The 21,214-nt window shown below is 48.3% G+C and carries 18 protein-coding genes and 1 pseudogene; 12 read left to right on the top strand and 7 right to left on the bottom strand.

Annotated elements, in window-relative coordinates:
• Positions 1–52 precede the first annotated feature (52 nt).
• The 5 genes and pseudogenes from HNR77_RS26320 to HNR77_RS26300 all read right to left on the bottom strand — a co-directional run.
• A pseudogene (locus tag HNR77_RS26320) lies at positions 53–538 on the bottom strand (GNAT family N-acetyltransferase); the annotation flags it as partial.
• Positions 539–714: 176 nt separating this feature from the next.
• Positions 715–1,125: a flagellar basal body rod protein FlgB gene (gene flgB, locus HNR77_RS26315; protein WP_184190612.1), complete on the bottom strand. Its 411-nt coding sequence runs from the start codon at positions 1,123–1,125 to the stop codon at positions 715–717.
• A 67-nt stretch (positions 1,126–1,192) separates the two neighbouring features.
• Positions 1,193–2,008: an adenosylmethionine decarboxylase gene (gene speD / locus HNR77_RS26310; RefSeq protein ID WP_184190610.1), complete on the bottom strand. Its 816-nt coding sequence runs from the start codon at positions 2,006–2,008 to the stop codon at positions 1,193–1,195.
• Positions 2,009–2,288: 280 nt separating this feature from the next.
• Positions 2,289–2,867 (bottom strand): SLOG family protein, encoded by a 579-nt coding sequence (locus HNR77_RS26305; RefSeq protein ID WP_184190608.1) that lies wholly within the window; start codon positions 2,865–2,867, stop codon positions 2,289–2,291.
• An 82-nt stretch (positions 2,868–2,949) separates the two neighbouring features.
• The gene (locus HNR77_RS26300) at positions 2,950–4,098 is read right to left on the bottom strand and encodes an RluA family pseudouridine synthase (protein WP_184190606.1); all 1,149 of its coding nucleotides are present in this window, start codon (positions 4,096–4,098) and stop codon (positions 2,950–2,952) included.
• A 207-nt stretch (positions 4,099–4,305) separates the two neighbouring features.
• Here HNR77_RS26300 and HNR77_RS26295 point away from each other — a divergent pair, with 207 nt between their 5' ends.
• On the top strand, positions 4,306–4,695 hold the full coding sequence (locus HNR77_RS26295; protein WP_311768681.1) for a hypothetical protein: 390 nt from the start codon (positions 4,306–4,308) through the stop codon (positions 4,693–4,695).
• 122 nt (positions 4,696–4,817) lie between these two features.
• Here HNR77_RS26295 and HNR77_RS26290 read toward each other — a convergent pair whose 3' ends face one another.
• Entirely contained in the window at positions 4,818–5,528 is a 711-nt protein-coding gene (locus HNR77_RS26290) for a GT-D fold domain-containing glycosyltransferase (RefSeq protein WP_184190602.1), read from the bottom strand.
• Between the two features lie 318 nt (positions 5,529–5,846).
• On the opposite strand from HNR77_RS26290, the gene HNR77_RS26285 reads away from it, so the two are divergent.
• The 5 genes from HNR77_RS26285 (at position 5,847) to HNR77_RS26265 (ending at position 11,860) form a co-directional block, all read left to right on the top strand.
• On the top strand, positions 5,847–6,536 hold the full coding sequence (locus HNR77_RS26285; protein WP_184190600.1) for a glycosyltransferase: 690 nt from the start codon (positions 5,847–5,849) through the stop codon (positions 6,534–6,536).
• Positions 6,537–6,554: 18 nt separating this feature from the next.
• The gene (locus tag HNR77_RS26280; RefSeq protein ID WP_184190598.1) at positions 6,555–7,544 is read left to right on the top strand and encodes a polysaccharide biosynthesis protein; all 990 of its coding nucleotides are present in this window, start codon (positions 6,555–6,557) and stop codon (positions 7,542–7,544) included.
• A 34-nt stretch (positions 7,545–7,578) separates the two neighbouring features.
• Positions 7,579–9,444, top strand: a complete 1,866-nt coding sequence (locus tag HNR77_RS26275) for a nucleotide sugar dehydrogenase (RefSeq protein ID WP_260410925.1) — start codon at positions 7,579–7,581, stop codon at positions 9,442–9,444.
• Positions 9,431–10,177, top strand: a complete 747-nt coding sequence (locus HNR77_RS26270) for a class I SAM-dependent methyltransferase (protein ID WP_184190596.1) — start codon at positions 9,431–9,433, stop codon at positions 10,175–10,177. Before HNR77_RS26275 ends, HNR77_RS26270 begins: the two co-directional genes overlap by 14 nt.
• A 576-nt stretch (positions 10,178–10,753) precedes the next feature.
• Positions 10,754–11,860, top strand: a complete 1,107-nt coding sequence (locus HNR77_RS26265; protein ID WP_311768680.1) for a glycosyltransferase family 2 protein — start codon at positions 10,754–10,756, stop codon at positions 11,858–11,860.
• Positions 11,861–12,015: 155 nt separating this feature from the next.
• Here HNR77_RS26265 and HNR77_RS26260 read toward each other — a convergent pair whose 3' ends face one another.
• On the bottom strand, positions 12,016–12,546 hold the full coding sequence (locus HNR77_RS26260) for a DUF5412 family protein (RefSeq protein WP_184190595.1): 531 nt from the start codon (positions 12,544–12,546) through the stop codon (positions 12,016–12,018).
• 477 nt (positions 12,547–13,023) lie between these two features.
• On the opposite strand from HNR77_RS26260, the gene recQ reads away from it, so the two are divergent.
• The 6 genes from recQ to HNR77_RS26230 all read left to right on the top strand — a co-directional run bounded on the left by recQ (position 13,024) and on the right by HNR77_RS26230 (position 21,143).
• Positions 13,024–14,904, top strand: a complete 1,881-nt coding sequence (recQ, locus tag HNR77_RS26255) for a DNA helicase RecQ (protein WP_184190593.1) — start codon at positions 13,024–13,026, stop codon at positions 14,902–14,904.
• A gap of 903 nt (positions 14,905–15,807) precedes the next feature.
• Positions 15,808–17,853 carry a B12-binding domain-containing radical SAM protein gene (locus tag HNR77_RS26250; protein ID WP_184190591.1) on the top strand — a complete coding sequence of 682 codons (2,046 nt, stop codon included), beginning with the start codon at positions 15,808–15,810 and terminating at the stop codon, positions 17,851–17,853.
• A gap of 130 nt (positions 17,854–17,983) precedes the next feature.
• Positions 17,984–19,093: a tyrosine-type recombinase/integrase gene (locus tag HNR77_RS26245; protein ID WP_260410922.1), complete on the top strand. Its 1,110-nt coding sequence runs from the start codon at positions 17,984–17,986 to the stop codon at positions 19,091–19,093.
• 167 nt (positions 19,094–19,260) lie between these two features.
• Positions 19,261–19,656 carry a contact-dependent growth inhibition system immunity protein gene (locus HNR77_RS26240; RefSeq protein WP_184190589.1) on the top strand — a complete coding sequence of 132 codons (396 nt, stop codon included), beginning with the start codon at positions 19,261–19,263 and terminating at the stop codon, positions 19,654–19,656.
• A 166-nt stretch (positions 19,657–19,822) separates the two neighbouring features.
• Positions 19,823–20,488 carry a hypothetical protein gene (locus tag HNR77_RS26235; protein ID WP_184190587.1) on the top strand — a complete coding sequence of 222 codons (666 nt, stop codon included), beginning with the start codon at positions 19,823–19,825 and terminating at the stop codon, positions 20,486–20,488.
• A gap of 175 nt (positions 20,489–20,663) precedes the next feature.
• Positions 20,664–21,143 (top strand): hypothetical protein, encoded by a 480-nt coding sequence (locus HNR77_RS26230; RefSeq protein WP_184190585.1) that lies wholly within the window; start codon positions 20,664–20,666, stop codon positions 21,141–21,143.
• Positions 21,144–21,214 lie beyond the last annotated feature (71 nt).

Here is a 21,214-nt window from a genome sequence, read left to right as displayed (position 1 = left end):
GAGCGGACCAATCCGCTGCCAGTATGCTCATCGAGATCAGATCATACTGTGTACCGTCTCGCAGCACGGCTGCCCGATGCCTTCCTTCCTCGCGGAATCCGGCCTTCAAGTATGCTCTTCTTGCCGCTTCATTGTACTCGATTACATCTAAAGCAATCCGGTTCAGATTCAATTCATGGAAGGCGTAGCGTAAAATGAGTGCAAGTGCATCACTGCCATATCCTTTGCCGCGATCACGCGCTTCACCGATTCCGATCGCGAGCTGGGCGGAGCGGTTGTTCCATTCAATCCGATAGATCGCAACAAAGCCAAGGAAACGGTTATCTTCAATGGTTCGCAGTGCAAATTCGAAATCCTGACCATTCCGGACCGAAGAGCTTCCTGTTTCATCTGATGTTTGCGGAGTAGCAATATCGGTATCCATGTTGCGCATATATTCATACTGTTCCGTGAAGTGTGCAATCTGCACACGGTCTTCGGGGCACGGTGCAGTAAGTCTGACCTTGGAGCCTTGAAAAGCATTGTAATGACGAGCCATGTAGCACCTCTTTTACGTAATATACATTTTTGCTTTTACCATTATACTACAGCCCGAGCATAATACCGAACATACCCGGTTCTGCAGCAGAACGGGTGAGAGAAGAAGCAGGCAGCAGTTGACAAAGACGTTAAGTCACAAAAAAAACAGCCACAAGGGGCTGTCGCGATAATCCGTCATTTTAAATCATTCAACAAATTTTTCATCTTTTTATAATGTCCGCTGACCCGATCAGCCATGTAGTTATACAAGAGCTGATTCTCGGAGAGTAATGCCATCTCACGGTCAATATCTACGTTATTGTTGTTGTTATTCATCGCTGTTTCATTGTTCTGCATTACACGGTACTGGACGATGGAAGCGTTCGGATTGCTGATCGGAAAATGCTTCTCATGTGTTCGCTGCATCTGAAGCTGTCCTGATTTGCCGTTCTCGATAATTCGTCTCAGCTCATCCTGAAACTCGACCGTTGTGCTTTTGTAATTGGGCGTATCTGCATTCGCAATGTTGTTGGTGATGGCTTGATGTCGTGCGTTTAAAGCCTGTAAAAGAGATTCATTACGTTTGGAAGTCTGGGTTTCGATCATGCTTCGATCCTCCTTCACCGCATGTACAAGCAGTTCTCTCTATTTTAAGAAATTCGCACGCACACTGTCAAGGAGAGCGGTTGATATTTTTTCCATAATAAATCTCGTCCATCTCCAGCTTCAGCCACTCGGTGATCTCCTGCTGTTCGGCTTTGCTGAGCTTGTCCTTGGTATATCCAAACAGGTAATTATCGAGATCAAAATCCTTCAGCTTGCATTTGGTATGGAAAATATTTTCCTGATAGACGTTCACGTCGATCATATCAAAGCCGCTTTTGATCTCATCCGGAATATAATTCTGAATCGAGCTGATCTCATGGTCAATAAACAGCTTGCGTCCGCTTGTATCTCTCGTAAATCCGCGTACCCGATAATCCATTATCATAATGTCTGTGTCAAAGGAATGAATCAGGTAATGCAGCGCTTTGAGCGGTGAAATCTCGCCGCAGGTAGAGACATCAATATCTGCACGAAAGGTGCTGATGCCTTCGCTGGGGTGGAATTCGGGATAAGTGTGCACCGTAATGTGGCTTTTATCCAGCTGCATGACTACATTATCCGGCAGGGGGCCGGGAGATTCGTCGAAGGATTCCTCGGGAACTTCCACGATGGGGCCTTCGGATACCAGCATGGTTACACTTGCACCCTGCGGTACGTAATCCTGCTGTGCTACGTTCAGGACGTGTGCTCCGATGATGTCCGATACATTTTTCAAAATATGTGTCAGCCGATCGGCATTATATTGTTCATCGATATATTCAATGTACGCTTCGCGTTCTTCTTTGGTTTTGGTGTAACAGATATCGTACATATTGAAACTGAGCGACTTGGTGAGATTGTTGAACCCGTGCAGCTGAATGCGCTGCTCTGGCGTTAAAGTCATGGTTGACGTTCCCCTTTGTCCCATACGACATAAAAATCGCAGTTTTAATACTACTTATACCCAACCTTGCCCGAAAAAAAACATGAGTATCCCATTCGTGGCGAGCGGGGGACTCTGCTTGAGTTCAACTTAAAGACGGATTCACACAGTCTAAGAATAAGGTATCACGTTTTTTGATAGCCGAGTGCAGTCCGATAACAAGGTACAGTCCAATAAAACGGAGTCCAGTAAAATGACAAAAAAAACTGCACAGCATTTGCTGTGCAGCATCCATCCAGTGTTAGAAGGGCATATCCTCGTCATAAGCAAATTCACTCATGCGCTCTTCCTCTGCAACAGACTGGATGTCCTCCGAAGTTATCGTGATAATAGGATAATCCTCGTGCTGCTGTTTTTTGATTGCCTTCTCCTTCACAAAACGCGGACTGCCTTCGCCGGCATCCTCATCATAGACAAGCAGCAAACCGTCACTTTTGCGCAGCAGCAGGTCGTCACGAGCGGTGAACTGCCAGGGTCCGATATAAGGCTGTTTGCTGATCGCACCATAATAATCGACCCCGGACAAGATGGAGCGGTAATATTCCTGCTTGTCTTCCTTCCACTGCTCCTCCGGGTTCTGAAAAGCAGTAATGATCGACAGCTTCAGATGCGGATAAGTCTGTTTCAACTCCAGCACAACCTCGCAGGCCCACAGGTCAACGCCATATTGACCGGGCGTAAGCACCCATTCCAGTCCATCCTCTACGAGAGGAGTAAGGCGGGAAGCAATTGCTTTTTTGATGAAGGGAATGCCTTCATGTTTCTGACCAAAAATCTGAAGCTCATGGGCGCGATACCCGGTGATCAACAGGTTTTGCAAACGTGATAACCCCCTTTTCAGACGGACAGAGCTGCGGTGTGGTGAAGCATCATAACTTCCAGTCCGTCTTCGTACGAGCACGTTATTGTGCAGATGTAGTCTCTCCGCGGAATGGATACAGGAAGGGCTTCGGAATATCCGTCTCAAATGTCATTAATTTGCCTGTTGTCGGGTGGTTGAAGGATAACAGGCGTGCATGCAGTCCGAGACGTCCAAGATCTCTTGTACGTGCACCGTATTTGCGATCCCCGGCAATCGGGTGTCCAATATCCTCCATGTGTACCCGAATCTGATTTTTGCGGCCCGTTTCCAGACGAACCTCAAGCAGCGAGAATTCACGGTTTGCTTTCAAACGTTTGTAGTGGGTAACCGCATGTTGCCCATCATTCGGGCGGGAGCTGGAGTACATCTTCAGCGTTTTGGTTTCCTTCAGCCAGGAGGAGATGGTGCCTTCCTCTTGCGTTACCTTGCCTTCAACGAGAGCGACATAGACGCGATCCTGTACGTTCTCTTTCCAATTTTGCTGAAGCTGCTGCTGCACCTCTTCGCTCTTGGCAAACATCATCACACCAGATGTGTCTCGGTCCAGGCGGTGTACGATAAACACCCGGTTCAATGGATTGCTGCGGCGCACATGCGCCATTAGCTGACGATAGGCGGTCAGGTCGTCACTTTTGTCAGCCGCGATGGACAGCAGTCCCGCCTCCTTGCGAATCACAATGATGTCGTCGTCTTCATGCAAAATGTTGATGCCTGTCAGGGAAGGCGCGGCAACCGCTCCTTCTTTGCTGATCGAGACGATCTGTCCGGGCTGCAGCGGCTCATTAAACTTGGTCACGACTTTCTCATCTATGGAGACTTGCCCGCGTCCCAAAATGGACTTGACGGCATTACGTCCGGACTTCAGATGTTGCAACAGGAAATTCAGCAGCTCATCCGGTTCCGTTACTTTGTACTGGCGTGGTGGTTCTTGCTTGCGATAGTAGGCGTTACTCGGGCGTTTGGACGCGCTGGCGTTTTTGGATTTATTACCTCCGGCTTTCTTGGGTGCGGCCGACGATTTCGCAGCCATTGGCTTCTTATTCTCTTCCGTATTGCGTGATGCGGAAGCACCTGTTGATTTTGCAGATGAGAAGTTAGACTTGCTGGAACGTGCTGTGGATGAGCCAGCATATGATTTTCCCTTGGCCGAGGCCGATGTTTTGCCTGTTGGACGTTTGCGTTTATTCATGAATAGTAATCTCCTTCTGAACAGCCTGTACCGCTTGTGTGCATACGATCCGTTCATTTTCGTTATGCAGTTCAATATACCACTAACAGTGCACAAATAAAAATAGGTTCTGGAATCTGGCATTCATCCAATCAAGAGAGAGTGGGGACTCATAGAATAACGTAACCTATAGTATTGGAGGTGTTACTCATGGGTACCTTTCTAGACATGAGAAGTTCAATGAACTCAGCATTTGCAGGACTGCCCGGTGTGTCCATTTCAAATTCCCCGGTACTGTTCGGCATTATTGGATTGCAGACCCAGGGAGTTTCCAATCCGCTTATTACCTTGAATGGTACAATCGGCGTTATCGGTGAACCTGGAGATTCGTTCGTTGTTGAGATCGTACGTGGGAGCGTCTATGCTCCGGCGAACGTGATTTATCGGGCTGAAGGTACTGTAGATGAAAGCGGTGAGGTCGGATTCCATTCGTTTGCGGCAACTGATCTGACCGCCCCTCCTGCCCTGGAGAGTGTGTATTCTTCATTCATTTCGGGGGTCTCCACAGCTACACGAACCGGACCAGAAGTATTCTATGGTATTGCATCTACAAACTAGTTCAGTCAACAAAGAAGTCAAGATAAGGAATCCCGGCTCAAGTGAGTCCGGGATTTTTTTACTATCCAAACATATGAAAGTGATGCCAAGGCAAATCGAGATTGTAGGAATCTGACCGCCGATTAGTTGGCGCGGCCATTCAAGATGATGCTGTTGGCTTTGCCGAAGTCGATGGCGACTTTGCCCGCAAGTGCTGCCGTGCGCTCAGCGAGTATAACGGCGTTGACCCCGCAGGAGAAGAGTGCCACATCGAAGGAATGCTGGTTCGTCTGAATCCATTGCAGCGTTTCCATCATCTGATCATAGTTATCGAAGGGAAGAGCAGCCGCAATGTTCAGATGATAAGGTTCCTGCACGAGCGCGGCTCGAAGTTTCTCGATTTCTCGAGTAACGAGCAGCACTCGTTTACCTGCAAGAATTCTCCAGAAGCGAGGCATCTGGACCATTTCCCGATTCACACAGGCATGGCATGTGAGCGCTGGATAGATGCCGAAATGCGCAAATAACATGTCAGTTAGCGGTCTTTTGAGATAATCCGGAGCATTAATTGTAAGGTCAGCGGGTGGAAGCACACCCACCATACTGGCCCGTTGCAGGGAAGCAGCAACCTCATCCCTGAGCTGCAGATTGGGCAGGCGAACCCCCTTTTGACCCCGATTGGCCTTAATGGCCCAGCGTTCCTGAAGTACCTCTTCCGTGGTCCAGACGACGTCCTGGGACATGACAATATTCTCTCCATCGCCCACCCGGACAAGAGAGAAGGGGCGCTGTTCTTTGAGCGCCGCCTCAAGTTGGTCAAGCACACCATCCATTTCAAGATAGATCGGATTCATGCCTGGATAAGGCCCCCTTTTAAATTCAACTGCTCTATTCTATGATGCAAATCCGAAAATGTTTTGTACGTTCGACCCGGAGGGAGAAACTATGGAGGGATATCAATCTAATTCGTTCAAAATCAGTGCATATGTCCGTACCGCTTCTATTAACATTTCATACTTTATAGAGTCGGCAGGATTCGCAAGCGAGACCCGGTCGGATTATCGGCTTCTAGACCGCCTGAGGTTGTGTTGAGCATGGAAACGACGTTGAAAACTATGAAAATGATCTGTATTCGCTGAAGGAAAATGGCAGAGTTCATGAGGAGGAATATTATGTCCAGGAAAGTGGTTATTGAGATTAATTTCAACAATTATGGGTTCGACCCACAGCGATTGACGAGAGAATGGCTGGAGCGGCGGATGGGCATTTTTCGCACATTTACATTGCACTGCCTTAAAGCTCAGACGAATCAAGATTTCCTGACGGTGGTGAAGTTATCCAAGGAGTCGGGAGAATTAATGCAGGAGATTCTCGCGGAACAGGAGCCGCTGCCTGCCAACATTCGTTTTGGAACCCATATTGAGAGTGTGCGGGCGATTTTGGCATTTGCTGAAGGGGTAGAGCACATCTATATTGCCCGTCTCGATTCGGATGACCTGTATCACCGGACCTTTGTACAGCAGCTATATGACGTGCAGCCACAGCCGCAAACGATGGCCCTGATTAACCAGAACGGCTATCTCTGGGATAGCGTGAACAACGAGATGGCACCTGCGTTTCATCGTTCTCCGCAATTCTATGTCTACCTGTATAAAACAGCGGAGTACGCATCCGGGTATCGGGTGAAGCTGCCGGGCCGAGGTACGCATGGTAATGTCATCGATCTGCCGCATGAGCTGCTGACGCCGCGCAATTACGTCAACATTGTACATTCGAGCAATACGTCAGTCAAAAAGGTACCACCCAAAGACCGGTTAAGCCACGAAGAGATGGCACAGGTATTACGCGAATTCATGATCTGATCAGGGAGGGGTATATGCATGATTAAAGGACAAACGATTCTGGTTACCGGGGGCACAGGTTCCTGGGGTCAAAAGCTGACCGAGGTGTTGCTGGAACAGGACCCGGCAGAGATTCGCCTCCTTTCTCGTAACGAATATGCCCAGATTGCGATGCAGCGTGAATTCAATCATGACCCGCGTCTGCGATTCGTCATTGGGGATATCCGGGATTATCCGGCTGTGGAAGATGCGTGCAAAGGCGTGGATGTGCTCTTCCACCTGGCAGCGTTGAAGCATGTTCCGGTCTGCGAGGACCAGCCGGATGAAGCGTTCAAGACGAATGTGATCGGGACGCAGAACATTATCCGGGCTGCAATTCGCATGAAGGTTCCCAAGGTCATTGACGTGTCCACCGACAAGGCGGTGGATCCGATTAACGTATACGGCATGACTAAAGCGTTAGGTGAAAAAATGATGATTCGTGCCAACTGGCTGAGCGAGAAAAGCCGGTTTGTATGCATCCGCGGTGGCAACGTGCTGGGCACAAGCGGCAGTGTGGTGCCCCTGTTCCGACGCCAGATTGATGAAGGCAAAAGCCTGACCATTACGGACGAAGGCATGACGCGCTTTTTCCTCACCCGCACCGAGGCCATTCATTTATTGCTCAAAGCAGCTGAAGCAGCAGTGGGCGGCGAGACATTTGTGATGAAAATGAAAGCTTGCAACATGACCGAACTGGCTTCTGTCATGCTGGAACAGGCAGGTCGCCCATCTGGCGATTACAAAGTGACAGGTATCCGCCCCGGGGAGAAGCTGCACGAAGTGCTGATCTCGCCATTTGAAGCACCGCGTACACGGAAGTATGATGCGCAATATTATGTCATTTTGCCGGAACATCCCGATCAAGGACTAACGAATCATTATGATCATTTGCCACGTGTGAAATTTGACCAGTATCGCTCTGACAGTGAAATGATGAACAAACCGGCGATTGCTGCGTTTTTGCGTGCAGGAGGATATATCGACTAACGGAAGGGAGGCGGAACGTTTGGAGGTGGAAGAGATGAGTGAGAACAGCCTGTATCCCGAAGAGAAAGGTCAAGAAGAAAAGGAGAAGCAGGCACAGGCTCCAGCAGAGCACCGAGGCCGGAAGCAGCAGCGATTGAAGCAGCTCTACCCGAAGCCACAGAAGACCACGCTTCAATGCATTCATGACCGCTCCCTGAAGGCTGTTGTCATCGGTCTTGGTTACGTGGGTCTGCCCATGGCCGTTGAGATGGCACAGTCCGGTTACCAGGTGCACGGCATTGATATCGATGCAGGCAAAGTGGCAAAGCTCCACGTAGGCCATTCGTATATTATTGGCATTGAAGATGAGGTGCTTCAAACGCTGCTGGAAGCGAATTTGTTGACGGCAGGTACAGATTATGCAGCAGTCGCTGATGCGGATGTCATTGTAATCTGTGTACCGACTCCGTTAACGGATGCACATCAGCCGGATATATCCTATATTTCATCAGCTGTGGGGGGCATGACCCCCTATCTTCAGCTAGGCAGCCTTGTCATTCTGGAGAGCACCACGTATCCGGGCACAACGGAAGAGCATGTGAAGCAGCCTGTAGAGGCAGCGCGCGGCTGGACAGCAGGTGAACATTTCTATGTCTGTTATTCTCCAGAGCGAGTCGATCCGGGCAGTGTGCATTATGGTGTGAAAAATACGCCTAAAATCATCGGCGGTTCGACTCCCGCATGTCTGAGTTATGGTTCACAGTTCTATGGCTCCTTTCTGAACGAAGTCGTGCCGGTTAGCTCGACAACCGTTGCCGAGACAGCCAAACTGTTCGAAAATACATTTCGCAGTGTCAACATTGCACTCGTGAATGAGCTGACTCCAGCCTGTGAACAGATGGGTGTAAACATCTGGGAAGTGCTGGGTGCTGCGGCAACCAAGCCCTTTGGTTATATGCCATTCTATCCTGGCCCCGGTATCGGCGGACACTGTATCCCGATCGATCCGATCTATCTGTCCTGGGCTGCAAGCCGTCAGGGATCGGAGCTGCAATTCATCCAGCTGGCGGATGCAACCAATCGGCAGATGCCAGGGAGAGTGGTGCAACGTGCAGTGGAGCTGCTGGAGCAGGATGGTGTATCTGTGCGGGGAGCGCGCGTTGTACTGGCAGGTATGGCTTATAAAAAAGACATTGACGACCTGCGTGAATCACCTGCGTTGGACGTCTTCCGGCTGCTGAGCGCGGCGGGTGCAGAAGTCGTTTTCACCGATCCGATGGTACCTGTTTTCCGTCAGGATGATGGTTCAATGCTCCAGTCCCGGCCTGCTTCGCCCGAATTATGGACATGGGCTGATCTGGTGATCATCACGACAGACCATTCCGCGTTTGATTACCAGGAGATGGCGGATCATGCACCGCTGATTTTTGATACACGCAACGCCACGGCCGGATGTCGCGGAGACAACATCGTTGTGCTCGGTCAGCCGGTACTGCATGACCGAGGGACAACACAAAGCTTTGGACAGGAGAAGGGTGCTGGAGGGAAAACATTTGAGCAGTCAAAACATGCAGAAAATGTGGAGTGTGTAGAAGATGTGGAACTTGCAGACCATGTAAATCATGTAGAACGTGTGGCACAAGGGATAGAGAAAGAGGGTTTTCAAGATACAGAGCATAAAGCGGCAGGATTGGAAGGTCATAGTAACAGCGGTCAGGTCACGAGAGAGGCAGATTCGGCAGGGGCAGAATTAAAAGGACAGCATGAAAAATATCCGGATACGAAACGCAAGAGCGTTCCCTCGGGTGAAGGTGCAGAAAACGAGAACGGTGAATCGTATGGAAGCCAAGACGCTGCACGGGTGGATCAAGATGTGAAAAATGTGTACGGGAAAACGGGAGATGGCTATGGCGAATCATGATCGGGTAAACGAACGTTACTACGGACAGATCAATTCCGAAGATTCTCATGAAGCGACGAGGACTCGCGTGCACTGGATGTGCCGGGAGACCACAGGCAAACGCATTCTGGATGTGGGGTGCAGTCAGGGAATTACGTCTATTTTACTGGGACGTGAAGGGTTTCGTGTGACAGGTGTGGATTTGGAGGAAGAAAGTATCCGTTATGCGCAAGAGGAACTCGCTAAAGAATCCAAGCCTGTCCGCAACCATGTGGATTTCCGCATGCTGGACATCACGCAATGGAACGCGAGAACAACGTTTGACACCGTACTGCTGGGAGAAGTGCTGGAGCATTTTGCGCATCCGGAGACATTGCTGCTGCAGATTCATCGTCTACTCGTAGAGGAAGGTACACTCATCGTGACCGTTCCCTACGGCTACCATCCTTTCTACGATCATAAACAGACGTTCTATGCGAGTAATCTGGCGATGTGTCTGATCCCGTATTTTGAAGTAATGAAACTGGAAGTACATCATAAATATCTATGTTGTGTGGCGCGTAAACGGCAGAAAATACAGCTCGACGTAAAACCGCCTCTGAACCAGGTGCTGGATTGGATGAAGCTGGATCATACCCATTTTGTCCAGGTAGAGCAGCAGCATCTACGCTCCATGAAACAGCGCAAAAAAGCGCTGGACAGTGCGGTGGAGCAACTGAAACGGTTACGTCGTCAGGGGAATGAGGAAGTATAGTGCCATGAACGTTGGTTGAGAAATGAACCTGTTCGGGATTAAAGGGGATGTATCAAGAGTAAGAAGAAGGGAGCAAGCAGGAGAGCAGCAATGAATGATAGCTGGTGAGTCGATGAGTAAGTAATTGGAGAGCAAGCATGAATAGTAGTTGGTGGGATAGTAAGTAAGTAAGTAAGTAAGTAAGTAACGGAAAGAGCAAAAATGAATGGGAGCTAGTATGGGCAGGTGAGCAAGAAGAAAAAGACACGAGAGAAAGTGAGCAGAAGAGAATGGAAGGTAGTGAGCATACAAGAGAGTAAGTGAAGGAGTTGGCAGGTAAGTAAGCGAGAGACTAAGGGACTACGAGAGCAATTGCATTTTAACGATTCCCAGACACCTTATTTGTACCATTTTGCGTGGTTGAAAATTGTAACGATTCCTAGTGACGCTATTTCATAAAAATCAGGCAAAATGTCCTGAATTTACACATGAAATGTGAGAATAGCGTTTCTCAGAATCGTTACATTTTTAAAATGCCTGAAATGTATGAAATAGCGTCATCTGGAATCGTTAGCCGCTGCAGGGAGGGCTTGAAACGTGATCACCATCAGTTTATGTATGATTGTGAAGAACGAGGAACGCACACTGGCGCGATGTCTGGATTCGGCAGCTGGCATTGCAGACGAGATCATCGTTCTGGATACGGGTTCGTCGGATCGAACGATGGAGATTGCCGCGACGTACACTGACCGGGTATACACGTATGCGTGGAACGAGGACTTTGCCGCGGCGCGGAATGAGTCATTCGCCAGAGCCACCCAGGAATATATTCTGTGGCTCGATGCGGATGATGTGCTGCTGCCCGCGGAACGGGCGAAGCTTGCTGTTTTGAAGCAGCAGCTGCCAGCCGGTGGAGAGACGGCGGGTGTGGTGATGAGCTATACGCTGGCCGAGGGGCCGGAGGGGAGTCCGCTGGTGGCGGACCGCCGGCTTCGCCTGGTCAAGCGGGATGCCGGGTGCCGCTGGCATGGCCGGCTGCACGAGCAGCTGCGCTTCCCGCAAGGCGAGGTCATTACGGCAGATATTGCCGTCACACATCGCCGCGAGGTGGGGAACCATTCGGCGCGAAATGTGCGCATCCTGCGCAAATGGATCGCCGAAGAGGGCATAGCCCAGGGACGCCTGCTATTTTATTATGCAGGCGAATGTTATGACCGCCAGCGCTATGCGGCGGCGGCACGCGGTTACGCGAAGCTGCTGGAGCAGCCTAGCGGTTACCGCGAGGACCGGCTCATTGCCTGCGCAAGGCTGGCGGAATGTTATGAGCGGCTTGGCGAGCCGGGCCGCAAGCTGGGCGCACTGCTGCAGTCGTTCCGGTTCGACCTGCCGCATGCGGATTTCTGCTGCGCGATTGCCGCCTGCTTCCATGAACGGCAGGAGGTGATCTCCGCCATCTACTGGTACATGCAGGCGGTGGATGTGAGCAGCCGCGATCCGGGTATGCGCCCCGTACCAGCGGCCTGCCGGACCTGGCTGCCACATGCCCGGCTCTCGATCTGCTATGCGCATCTGGGCAACTGGGAGCAGTCGCTTCGCCACAACAGCAAAGCCCGTGAATACCTGCCGAATGATCCTGGTTTGGTTGGTAACCGGGAGAAGCTCGAAGCCATGATTCGTAAACAGAGGAAAGAGAGAGAAGGATAATACTCGTAGGAATTAAGATTGAAACAGAAGTTGAAAGAGAGGAAAGTGGTTTAATAGTAAAGTTAATTGTAGCGCTGTGGTCTTTTTACGAATACTTGCAACGATAAGAACCCCGTAATAACGAGAGAAGAGGTTAACGGGGTTCTTATCATTGTTTACGACTCAGGTGTCAAGCATCGTACATACTGCTCTTTTGTGCGCAAGCTGCTGCAAGCCCAGCCCCATCCATCATAAATTTCTTCATTTATATTCAAGGTAACCGTCTCGTTACTATACTCGCTCCAGTTTTCAATGCGGAGAGTATTGTCACTTTCCCATTCGAGGTGATTTCCGCCATGAAACTCTGCGCGATAGATGCTTTTGGCCTCCGAAGAGTCTGTATCCGCTGTTTTCCTCACATTAACCCAGATCGTCACCCCGCCTGCTGCACCGCCGTAGGGAACACCGTATAGTTCGGCAGTGTATTCCCCAGTGGGTGATGACATCGAATTGCTCAGCTCGCCCTGATCTGCACGATCAAATGTGGAAAGGTAGGGCCGAAGCGTAAAGAAGAGCGTCAAAGCCAAGATAGGTAGCCCAAACACGAGAAAAACTATTGAAGCAACAGGATGCTTACGAACCCAAGGTTTGCGTGAAGAATTATTAGACCATGTTGATTTGGATTGGGATTGATCGGAATGTTCCATGGAAACAGTAGTCCTCCCTTGCGGTTTAGAAGCTCGAACAAGAAATGTAGAAGTTGAAAAATAAATAAACAAATGAATAAAGATAGAATTAGAGAATACAAGAAAGATGTGAATTAATACGTGTACAACGATTGTAACTTGATTCTTAAAGCTTCATCGTTATTGTCATTTTCATTCCTGATCATATCATAGTGATTGTTGTAAAGATTACAAATAAGTTAAATTAATCCAAATGATTTGTTATAAAAAGCGGCTGTTTGATTGCGTTCGAAAGGGTCAACCTTTTTTACATTAAAACGCGGTTGCTCATTCGGGGCTGGCCCGTTAAACTAAAGGGAGCGGCGTTTTGCTTGACGGACAAGTCATGAGAACGCCATTTTGTTGTCAAGGATGCGGCGAGCATGTCGTGTTCGCATGTCAGAATCGGATAGAACCAAGCTGGTGCAGGAACACCGGTGACAAGTAAGGAGTCTTTACATGAGTGTGCAAACCCCTTCTTTAGAAGAAGCGCAGGGTCTTCTGCAAAAATATTATGGATACCCCGATTTTCGCGAGGGTCAAAAAAAGATCGTCTCCAGCCTGCTCGAATATGAGGATACGCTGGGCATTATGCCAACCGGGGGCGGGAAGTCGATCTGTTACCAGATTCCCGCTTTGTTATATCCGGGGCTGACACTTGTGGTCTCCCCGTTAATTTCGTTGATGAAAGACCAGGTCGATGCACTGACGACCGCGGGCATTGCCGCCGCTTATATTAATAGTACGTTAAGCGGCAGAGAAGTGAATGAGCGCATCCGCGCGGCGCAGCGCGGTGAGCTGAAGCTGCTCTATGTCGCGCCGGAGCGACTGGAGCTGGATTGGTTCCGCGATGAGATGGGGCAGCTGCCCATCTCCTGCGTTGCTGTGGATGAGGCCCACTGTGTGTCACAGTGGGGCCATGATTTTCGGACAAGCTACCTGGCGGTAGCGCCGTTTGTGGATAGCTTGCCGGAGCGGCCGGTGGTTGCGGCCTTTACGGCGACGGCGACGCCCGAGGTCATGGGTGATATTTTGCGGCTGCTGCGACTGCAGGACCCGCAGACGTATGTGACCGGACTTGGGCGGGATAATCTCGCGTTTAGCGTGCTGCGCGGCGAGAGCAAAAAGGATTTTGTCTTGAACTACGCGCGCGAGCATGCCAGCGAGCCAGGTATTGTATACGCCGCGACCCGGAAGGACGTGGATGATCTGCATCAGCGTCTGCTGCAGGCAGGTTTGCCCGCAGGACGCTATCATGCGGGCATGACGGACGATGAACGGGCCCAGAGCCAGGAGCAGTTTTTGTACGATGATATCCGGGTCATGATTGCGACCAATGCATTCGGAATGGGGATTGACAAGTCGAACGTGCGTTACGTGCTTCACTACAGCATGCCGAAAAACATGGAGGCATACGTTCAGGAAGCCGGGCGTGCAGGGCGGGACGGCGAGCCGAGTCAGTGCATTTTGCTGTTTGGAGCGCAGGATATCATCACCCAGAAGTTTCTGATCGAGCAGAACCCGATGGAGGGTGACCGCAAAGCGAACGACTACCGCAAGCTGCAGCAGATGGTCGATTACTGTTATACGACGCGTTGTCTGCGCAGTGCACAGCTGGATTACTTCGGTGAGGTGCACGAGGACAAGCCGTGCGGCATTTGCAGTTCTTGCACAGACGACCGTGAGCTGGTGGATATGACGATTGATGCACAGAAAATATTCAGCTGCATCCACCGCATGCGTGAACGCTATGGGGTATCGCTAGTGGCCTCGGTGCTTAAAGGCTCTCGTGCCAAAAAAGTGCTGGACTACGGCTTCGATTCCTTGCCAACGTATGGGGTCATGGGCAATCGCACAGAGCGCGAAATTGCCGAGATCATCAACGTTATGGTATCCGAGGGTTACCTGATGCTGTCCGAGGGGCAATATCCGGTAGTACGTTTGCAGCCGCTGGCGGTGGAAGTGCTGAAAGGTCAACGCGAAGTCATGCAGCGTGTCGTACGCAAAACAGCTTCTACAGCCTCCGGTACGAACTACGGCGGACGCCGCGGACGTGATGCGATGCCTTCGGCCGTGAACGAAACGGTGTTCGAACAATTGCGCCTGATCCGCCGTGATCTGGCCGCGAAAGAGCATGTGCCATCCTACATCATCTTCAATGATGCCACCCTGCGCGAGATGAGTGTGGTATGTCCGCAGACGGAACGTGACATGCTGACCATTAAAGGGGTCGGTGAGGTTAAGTACCGCAAGTACGGTCTGCCGTTCCTGGAATTCTTCCAGAAGCAATCGGGTGAAGAAGTGGACACGGACGACGATGCTTTTTATGAATATGAGTGATATATGATAGTGATATGTCATGAGTGATAAGGATAAATGACAAGAGATAAGTGATATCTGATCGCAGACTAAGGACTGAACCTAAATATTAGACCTAAAGACTAGGGCATGCCTGAAAACTCTGAAGGAGGCAGATTTTGCAGAAATTTCGTTCCAAACCAGGAAGTTTTCCGCAGGTGTGCCGGGGCACGTCAAGGGAAACTGACGCAGCAGGGGGCGAAAAGGCGGTAAAAGATGCACTTCAGTAGGTTTCAAGACACGTCCTAGATAAAAGGCTACAGTTTAGGAAAGGGAAATTAGATACAGACAGAGATATGGACAGAACCAGAACCGGAAGCAACAATTAAAAGAAGAAGCACAACAAGAAGCACAACTAGAATTAGAACCAGTAACAGGACCAGACAGAGCCAAGATCAGAATAGAAACGAATTCAAAAATCAGGATATGTATCTCATGAAGTGCGTCTCTGCTGAGTAGACAAAGTGGGTGAAATTGTCTTTCAAAGGGTGGACATTGAGGTAAAGTGTTGGGAACGAATGTCGGCACAGTATATAGTGACTTTGATGGATGGGGATCTATATATTGTGGTTTTGGTCGGGCGGAGAGTGGTATGTGTTTTTAAAAGATGTGTCCAATCTTTGAAAGACAAATTGGGGATTTGTTTGTGAGGTGCGGACGGTTATAGCATAAGGACTGGTTAACTTGTTATGCGAGTGCGTTGGAGCGTGATGCGCGTGCTGACGCGGATGCTGGTGCTGGTTTGAATTTGTGCAAGGGCGGACATAGATAGGGCTCGGACTTGCATTAGAGGTTTGTCTGAACAGCATCCGGGGCAGGATGGCTGTGGAGCTTTACTTTTCCAAAAAAAATATGGTCTGGGTGTCCAGGCAAAGGTTGTGAATCATGAAGGTAATTCTATCGACTTTGAATGCAAAGTATATCCATACCTCGCTCGCGCTGCGGTGTTTGAAGGCGTACAGTGAGAAGGATTTTGATATTGAGCTCGCGGAGTATACGATCAAAGACCCGGTCATGAATATTGTGTCGGATCTGTACCAGCGCGGGGCGGATGTGATTGGGTTTTCGTGTTACATCTGGAACATTGAAGAGACGATCAAGGTGATCGATAATTTAAAAAAGGTTATGCCTGAGGTGAAAATTTTGCTGGGCGGGCCGGAGGTGTCCTACGACACCGAATACTGGATGAACCGGATTCCTAATGTCGATTTTATCGTCATGGGTGAAGGGGAGGAAACGCTGCATCAGCTCTTGACGGAGCTGGAGGGAAGCAAGAAGTTCCATTTTGTCTACGGACTGGCGTATCGCAAAGGGGAAGAGGTCATTCTCATGCCTGCGCGTCCAAAGGCGGATTTGAACGATCTGCCGTCACCGCATCGTTTTGAAGAGGATATCCCTGATCTGGGGAAACGTGTTGTTTATTTCGAGACCAGCCGGGGCTGTCCGTTTAGTTGTCAGTTCTGTCTTTCCAGTATTGAGGTCGGTGTGCGGTATTATGATATCGAGCGGACGAAATCGGACATTCTGTACCTGATCGAGAAGGGTGCGAAGCTGATCAAGTTTGTGGACCGCACGTTTAATATCAAGCGGGATTATGCGATGGAGATGTTTAAATTTTTGATCGAGAATCATCAGGGTACGGTGTTTCAGTTTGAGATCACAGCTGATATCATGCGTCCTGAGGTGCTCGACTATTTGGCAGAGAATGCGCCGCCGGGTATTTTCCGTTTTGAAATCGGGGTACAGTCTACGAATGATCCGACGAATGAACTAGTGAAACGCCGTCAGAACTTTGCCAAGCTGAGCCGTACGGTGAACAAGGTCAAAGCCAGCGGTAAGATCGACCAGCATTTGGATCTGATCGCAGGCTTGCCGGAGGAAGATTATAATACGTTCCGCAAGACGTTTAACGATGTGTTTGCTTTGGGGCCGGAAGAGCTGCAGCTCGGATTCCTCAAAATGCTTCGCGGTACGGGTCTGCGTCTGGATGCAGAGAAGTACAACTATACGTACATGGATCACGCGCCGTATGAGATTCTGGGCAGTGACGTGCTGCCGTTTAGCGACATTGTTCGCCTGAAACGCCTGGAGGATGTGCTGGAGAAATACTGGAATGCACACCGGATGGATCATACGCTCAAGTATTTGATGGAGCAGGAGTTTGATTCGCCGTTTGATTTCTTCCAGGCGTTCGGCGATTACTGGGAAGGCCAGGGCTGGCAGAAGATCGGTCACCAGCTTGAGGATTTGTTTACTCGTCTGCACAGCTTCCTGGAGTCCCGCAACACGCCGCATATGGATATCGTGCTGGGCCTGATGAAGCTCGATTATTTCCTTGGTCACAAGTACAAGCCGCGTAAAATCTGGTGGGACGACGCGCTCCAGAAGGACCAATGGGCGGGTTATATGAAAATGTTGGCTGAACGTCCAGAGGATGTTCGTCTGCCGCGTGTTGCCGGTGCCTCTGGCTCGGCATGGCTGGAAAGCAGCGGCATGAGTGGAGCGGCCGCTGCGGGAACTTCGGCGGCTGCCGGAGAGAACACTGCCGCGGATGCGGCGGGTGTGATCGGCAGCCATGCCGGGGATGCAGCGTCGCTTGCAGCGCGCGACGCTGGGGTTTTGTCCGCCGCGGATGGAGCGGCGGACATGGGGGACGGCAGCGCTTCTCGTGCGCTGCCGATGACCTCGGCCATGACCGCACAGACGGTCATGGGTGCCCGGGCTTTCGCCGATCTGGGACTCGGCGAAAAGGAACTGCAGAAGCACGCCGTACTGGACGTGCTTCCGTTCCGGCTTGAGCGTGTGCTAGCTGGTGCCAGCCCGCTCGCCGCGAAAGGCCAGACGCTGCTGGTTGTGGTATACCAGCAGCATGAAGACCAGCAGGCGCAGTATTACACGCTGCCGCTGGGAGAAGAAGCCGCTGCTATGTAGGTGCAGCGACCATATTTCCGAAAGCATCGGAAGATCATTGGATTCCTTTACGGGATGAAAATGATCTTCCTTTTTTATTTTCCAAATTCAATAGAACTTATATATCTAATGGAGCCAAAGGAGAGTTTTTATGAAAGATAAAGCAGAAAACACCATCATACTAACTAAAGGTTCTGCTGATACATTATATGTGCAAATTCCATATAATACGGTGCATATTCAGCGAATTCGTCAGGTAACAGGGAGAAGGTGGGAGGCTGATGCAAAACGCTGGATCATCCCCTACTCAGAGGTATCTCTTCAGGAGTTTACAAAGCACTTTGATGTGCTAGATGTAGAGATTTCCGCGGAGTTGTGGGTGGAGAGCGACATATTGAGAAACTGGAAGTTAAGTGGAGAGCAAACACAATGGAAAAGAGATGATTTGCAGCAAGCTCTGAAATTAAGAGGATACAGTCGCAAAACGATTAAAGCATACTGTAATCAGATTGAACGTTTTGTGGCCAGTCTTCCTCAGATCAATACAGAGATCAGCGCGTCTCATGTCCAGACATATTGTTTGAATCTGCTCGAGCGTGGAATCTCTCATTCCAGTGTTAATCAGACGATTAGTGCGATCCGATTTTATTGTAAATATGTACTCCATCATCCTGCTGAAATTCAATACATACGCCCCAAAAAGCAGACGAAGCTGCCCAATGTCATGTCCGAAAAAGAAGTTACCCAATTGCTGAAAGCTGTGACTAATCTCAAGCATAAGACGATTCTTTATCTAACCTATTCGGCAGGGCTTCGTGTCGGTGAAGTCGTTCGTCTACGCTATAGCGATCTGGATATTGAGCGTCAGACCATTATCGTAAGGCAGGGAAAAGGTCAAAAGGATCGGAGAACGCTTCTTTCTAATCTTGCTTGGAACATGGTGCAGGAATACATTGCAGCGTATCGACCCGATCGCTGGCTATTTCCGGGAAAAACTTCGGATCGACATCTTACCGAGCGCAGCGTGCAGAAGGTTTTTGAAGAAGCCAGACTAAAGGCCGGTATTGTAAAAAAGTGTAGCACCCATGCTTTGCGGCACTCTTTCGCCACGCATTTGCTGGAAAACGGAACAGACCTGCGCTATATACAAGAGCTTCTTGGTCACACGAGTGCACAAACAACGCAACGATATACGCATGTCAGCACGAAAAATATCCAGCGTATTCAAAGCCCGTTGGATCGTATTGATATGGGAGATTAAGTAACACAAACTTCTCCCTTTTCCACCAAATTTTTCTTCGCATATATCGCCTCGTAGGTTATCATATATGTAGTTCATATATTACCTTGAATGTGTGGTATTTACGAAGTACATAAATTAGATGTTATGTGAAATACCAGAAATTAGTTATTCGAGAGGGTGAAACGATGCATCAAATGGATCTAACCAAAACCCTTGAAGAGCTTGAAGATAAATATTGGGGAGAACCGAGTTTTGCTTCCTCATTAGTGATTCAAGTGCATAAATTAAGAAAGAAACCTCTTTGCGAATTGAGTGATGAAGATTTAAGACTATTGATCGGGCAACAAATGAGTCTAACTTTTCTTTTACCTCTAGCGTTAGAGAGATTAATAGATAACCCATTAAGATCAGGGGAATTGTATACAGGCGATTTATTTTGTTCGGTTCTCAGAGTAGGGAAAGAATATTGGAAAGAACATAAAGAATTAAAGAACGAAGTGGATGAAGTGATTAGAACATATGAAGAAGCAAGAGAGACATTAGAAGAGCACATAAGAAAATACAGAAACGATCATTTATAAGTAGATTCAAGAAGCCAGGTACTCCACATAACAATATATTCACGCTGCGGCTCCGCTGGAGCCTGGGTCTGCTGGATGGATTTCGGAGAGGGATTTCAGCAGACAACCCCTTCGGGGTTCGTGAATACCGGAACGTTAGACGAAACTAATTAATAGGAGTGAAGATATGGGGAAAATAGGGATTTTCGAGGTGCGACATGCCCTTTTAGAAATAATTAAGGAATTTAAAACCACTAGTTCAGACGATTTCAACGAACTTGCGTACATCTCAGCGACCAATAAAAGTGAATTATATCTTCGGGATAAGTTAGCTATTTATTTTCAAAAGAATTATCCAGAACTGATAGTATCGAGAGAGTATTTACATAAAAGCGGTTTACTTGATGATACGAACGAAAGATATGATATTGCAATTCTTGAGAGGGTAAACAATATAAATGTTGAACCAGTATTGATAATAGAATTAAAAAATTGGTATTGTCATGACGTACCAAGCAAGAAAGTTTGGAATGCAGTAATTAGTGATGAAATGAGAGTAGATCTTTTATCAGAAAAATTGGGCCGGCTGATTGACGTTATTCAAATTATAACGTTCACACATATTACTAATAGAGTAACTGATGATTTACACAATGGAATTATTAAATATCAATCATTTATTAATGACGATGTACAGAAGGGGAAAAAGAAGTATCCTGATGAGATAGATAAGTATTTCAACAATTGGATTCAAAATGATGAAAGAGATTTAGTAAAAATAGAAACAGGACCAGGTAAATATCAGAGAAGAGAAATAAAAAATTATTTTTATGTGATTTCAAAGAAGAATTAGATTCGTCTAACATAATATTCAAGCTGCGGCTCCTTACGGAACCTGGGTCTGCGGGAAGGATTTCGGAGAGGGATTTCAGCAGACAACCCATTTGGGGTTCATGAATACAGGAACGTTAGCTGTAACTGCCCTAAACTTAGACATAATAAATACTATAATTCAAGGAGAATAAAAGATGTGCAAAGAAGAAGAAATAATAGATGCTATATTTCAAAACGCCATTAGATTTTTGAATATAACAATCGAAGAAATAATAAATTCTGACTTTAGTGAAATAAACAACATTGTAAAAACATCAGTGTTGGTACAAATGACAGTGGAGCTCTCTTTAAAGTATGCTGTGGCCTATAACAATGGAGCAATATCTATAAAAAAGATACTAGAAAAAAAAGAAGCCCAAAAAAATATTGAGACAATTTACGAAGAATTTCAAAGGAATTCACTTAGAGTAGTGCCTTTTGACAATCTCAAAAATTATATTAAAAGTATAAGACTATTTAAGTTTAATAAAAATGAAGAAATAGAAAAAATGGAGAAGTTTCAAAAGATAAGAAACAAACTTGTGCACTTTTCTTATAACTTTAGTCCAGAAGAAATCTTAGAAGCTAAAGAAAATTTTATATATATGATTTCACGCGTGTTGAATAACCAATAAAAGGTAGAAAAAGAACCGCAACCTCGGTAAAATGTTTGTACCCCTACAAACTCCGAAAGGTGGCGGTTCCA

The sequence above is a fragment of the Paenibacillus sp. JGP012 genome (assembly GCF_014203995.1).
In the GTDB taxonomy this organism is placed as follows: domain Bacteria; phylum Bacillota; class Bacilli; order Paenibacillales; family Paenibacillaceae; genus Paenibacillus; species Paenibacillus silvae.
The sequence above is the reverse complement of the archived record's forward strand: the minus strand, read 5'-3'. Positions and strand labels throughout refer to the sequence as shown.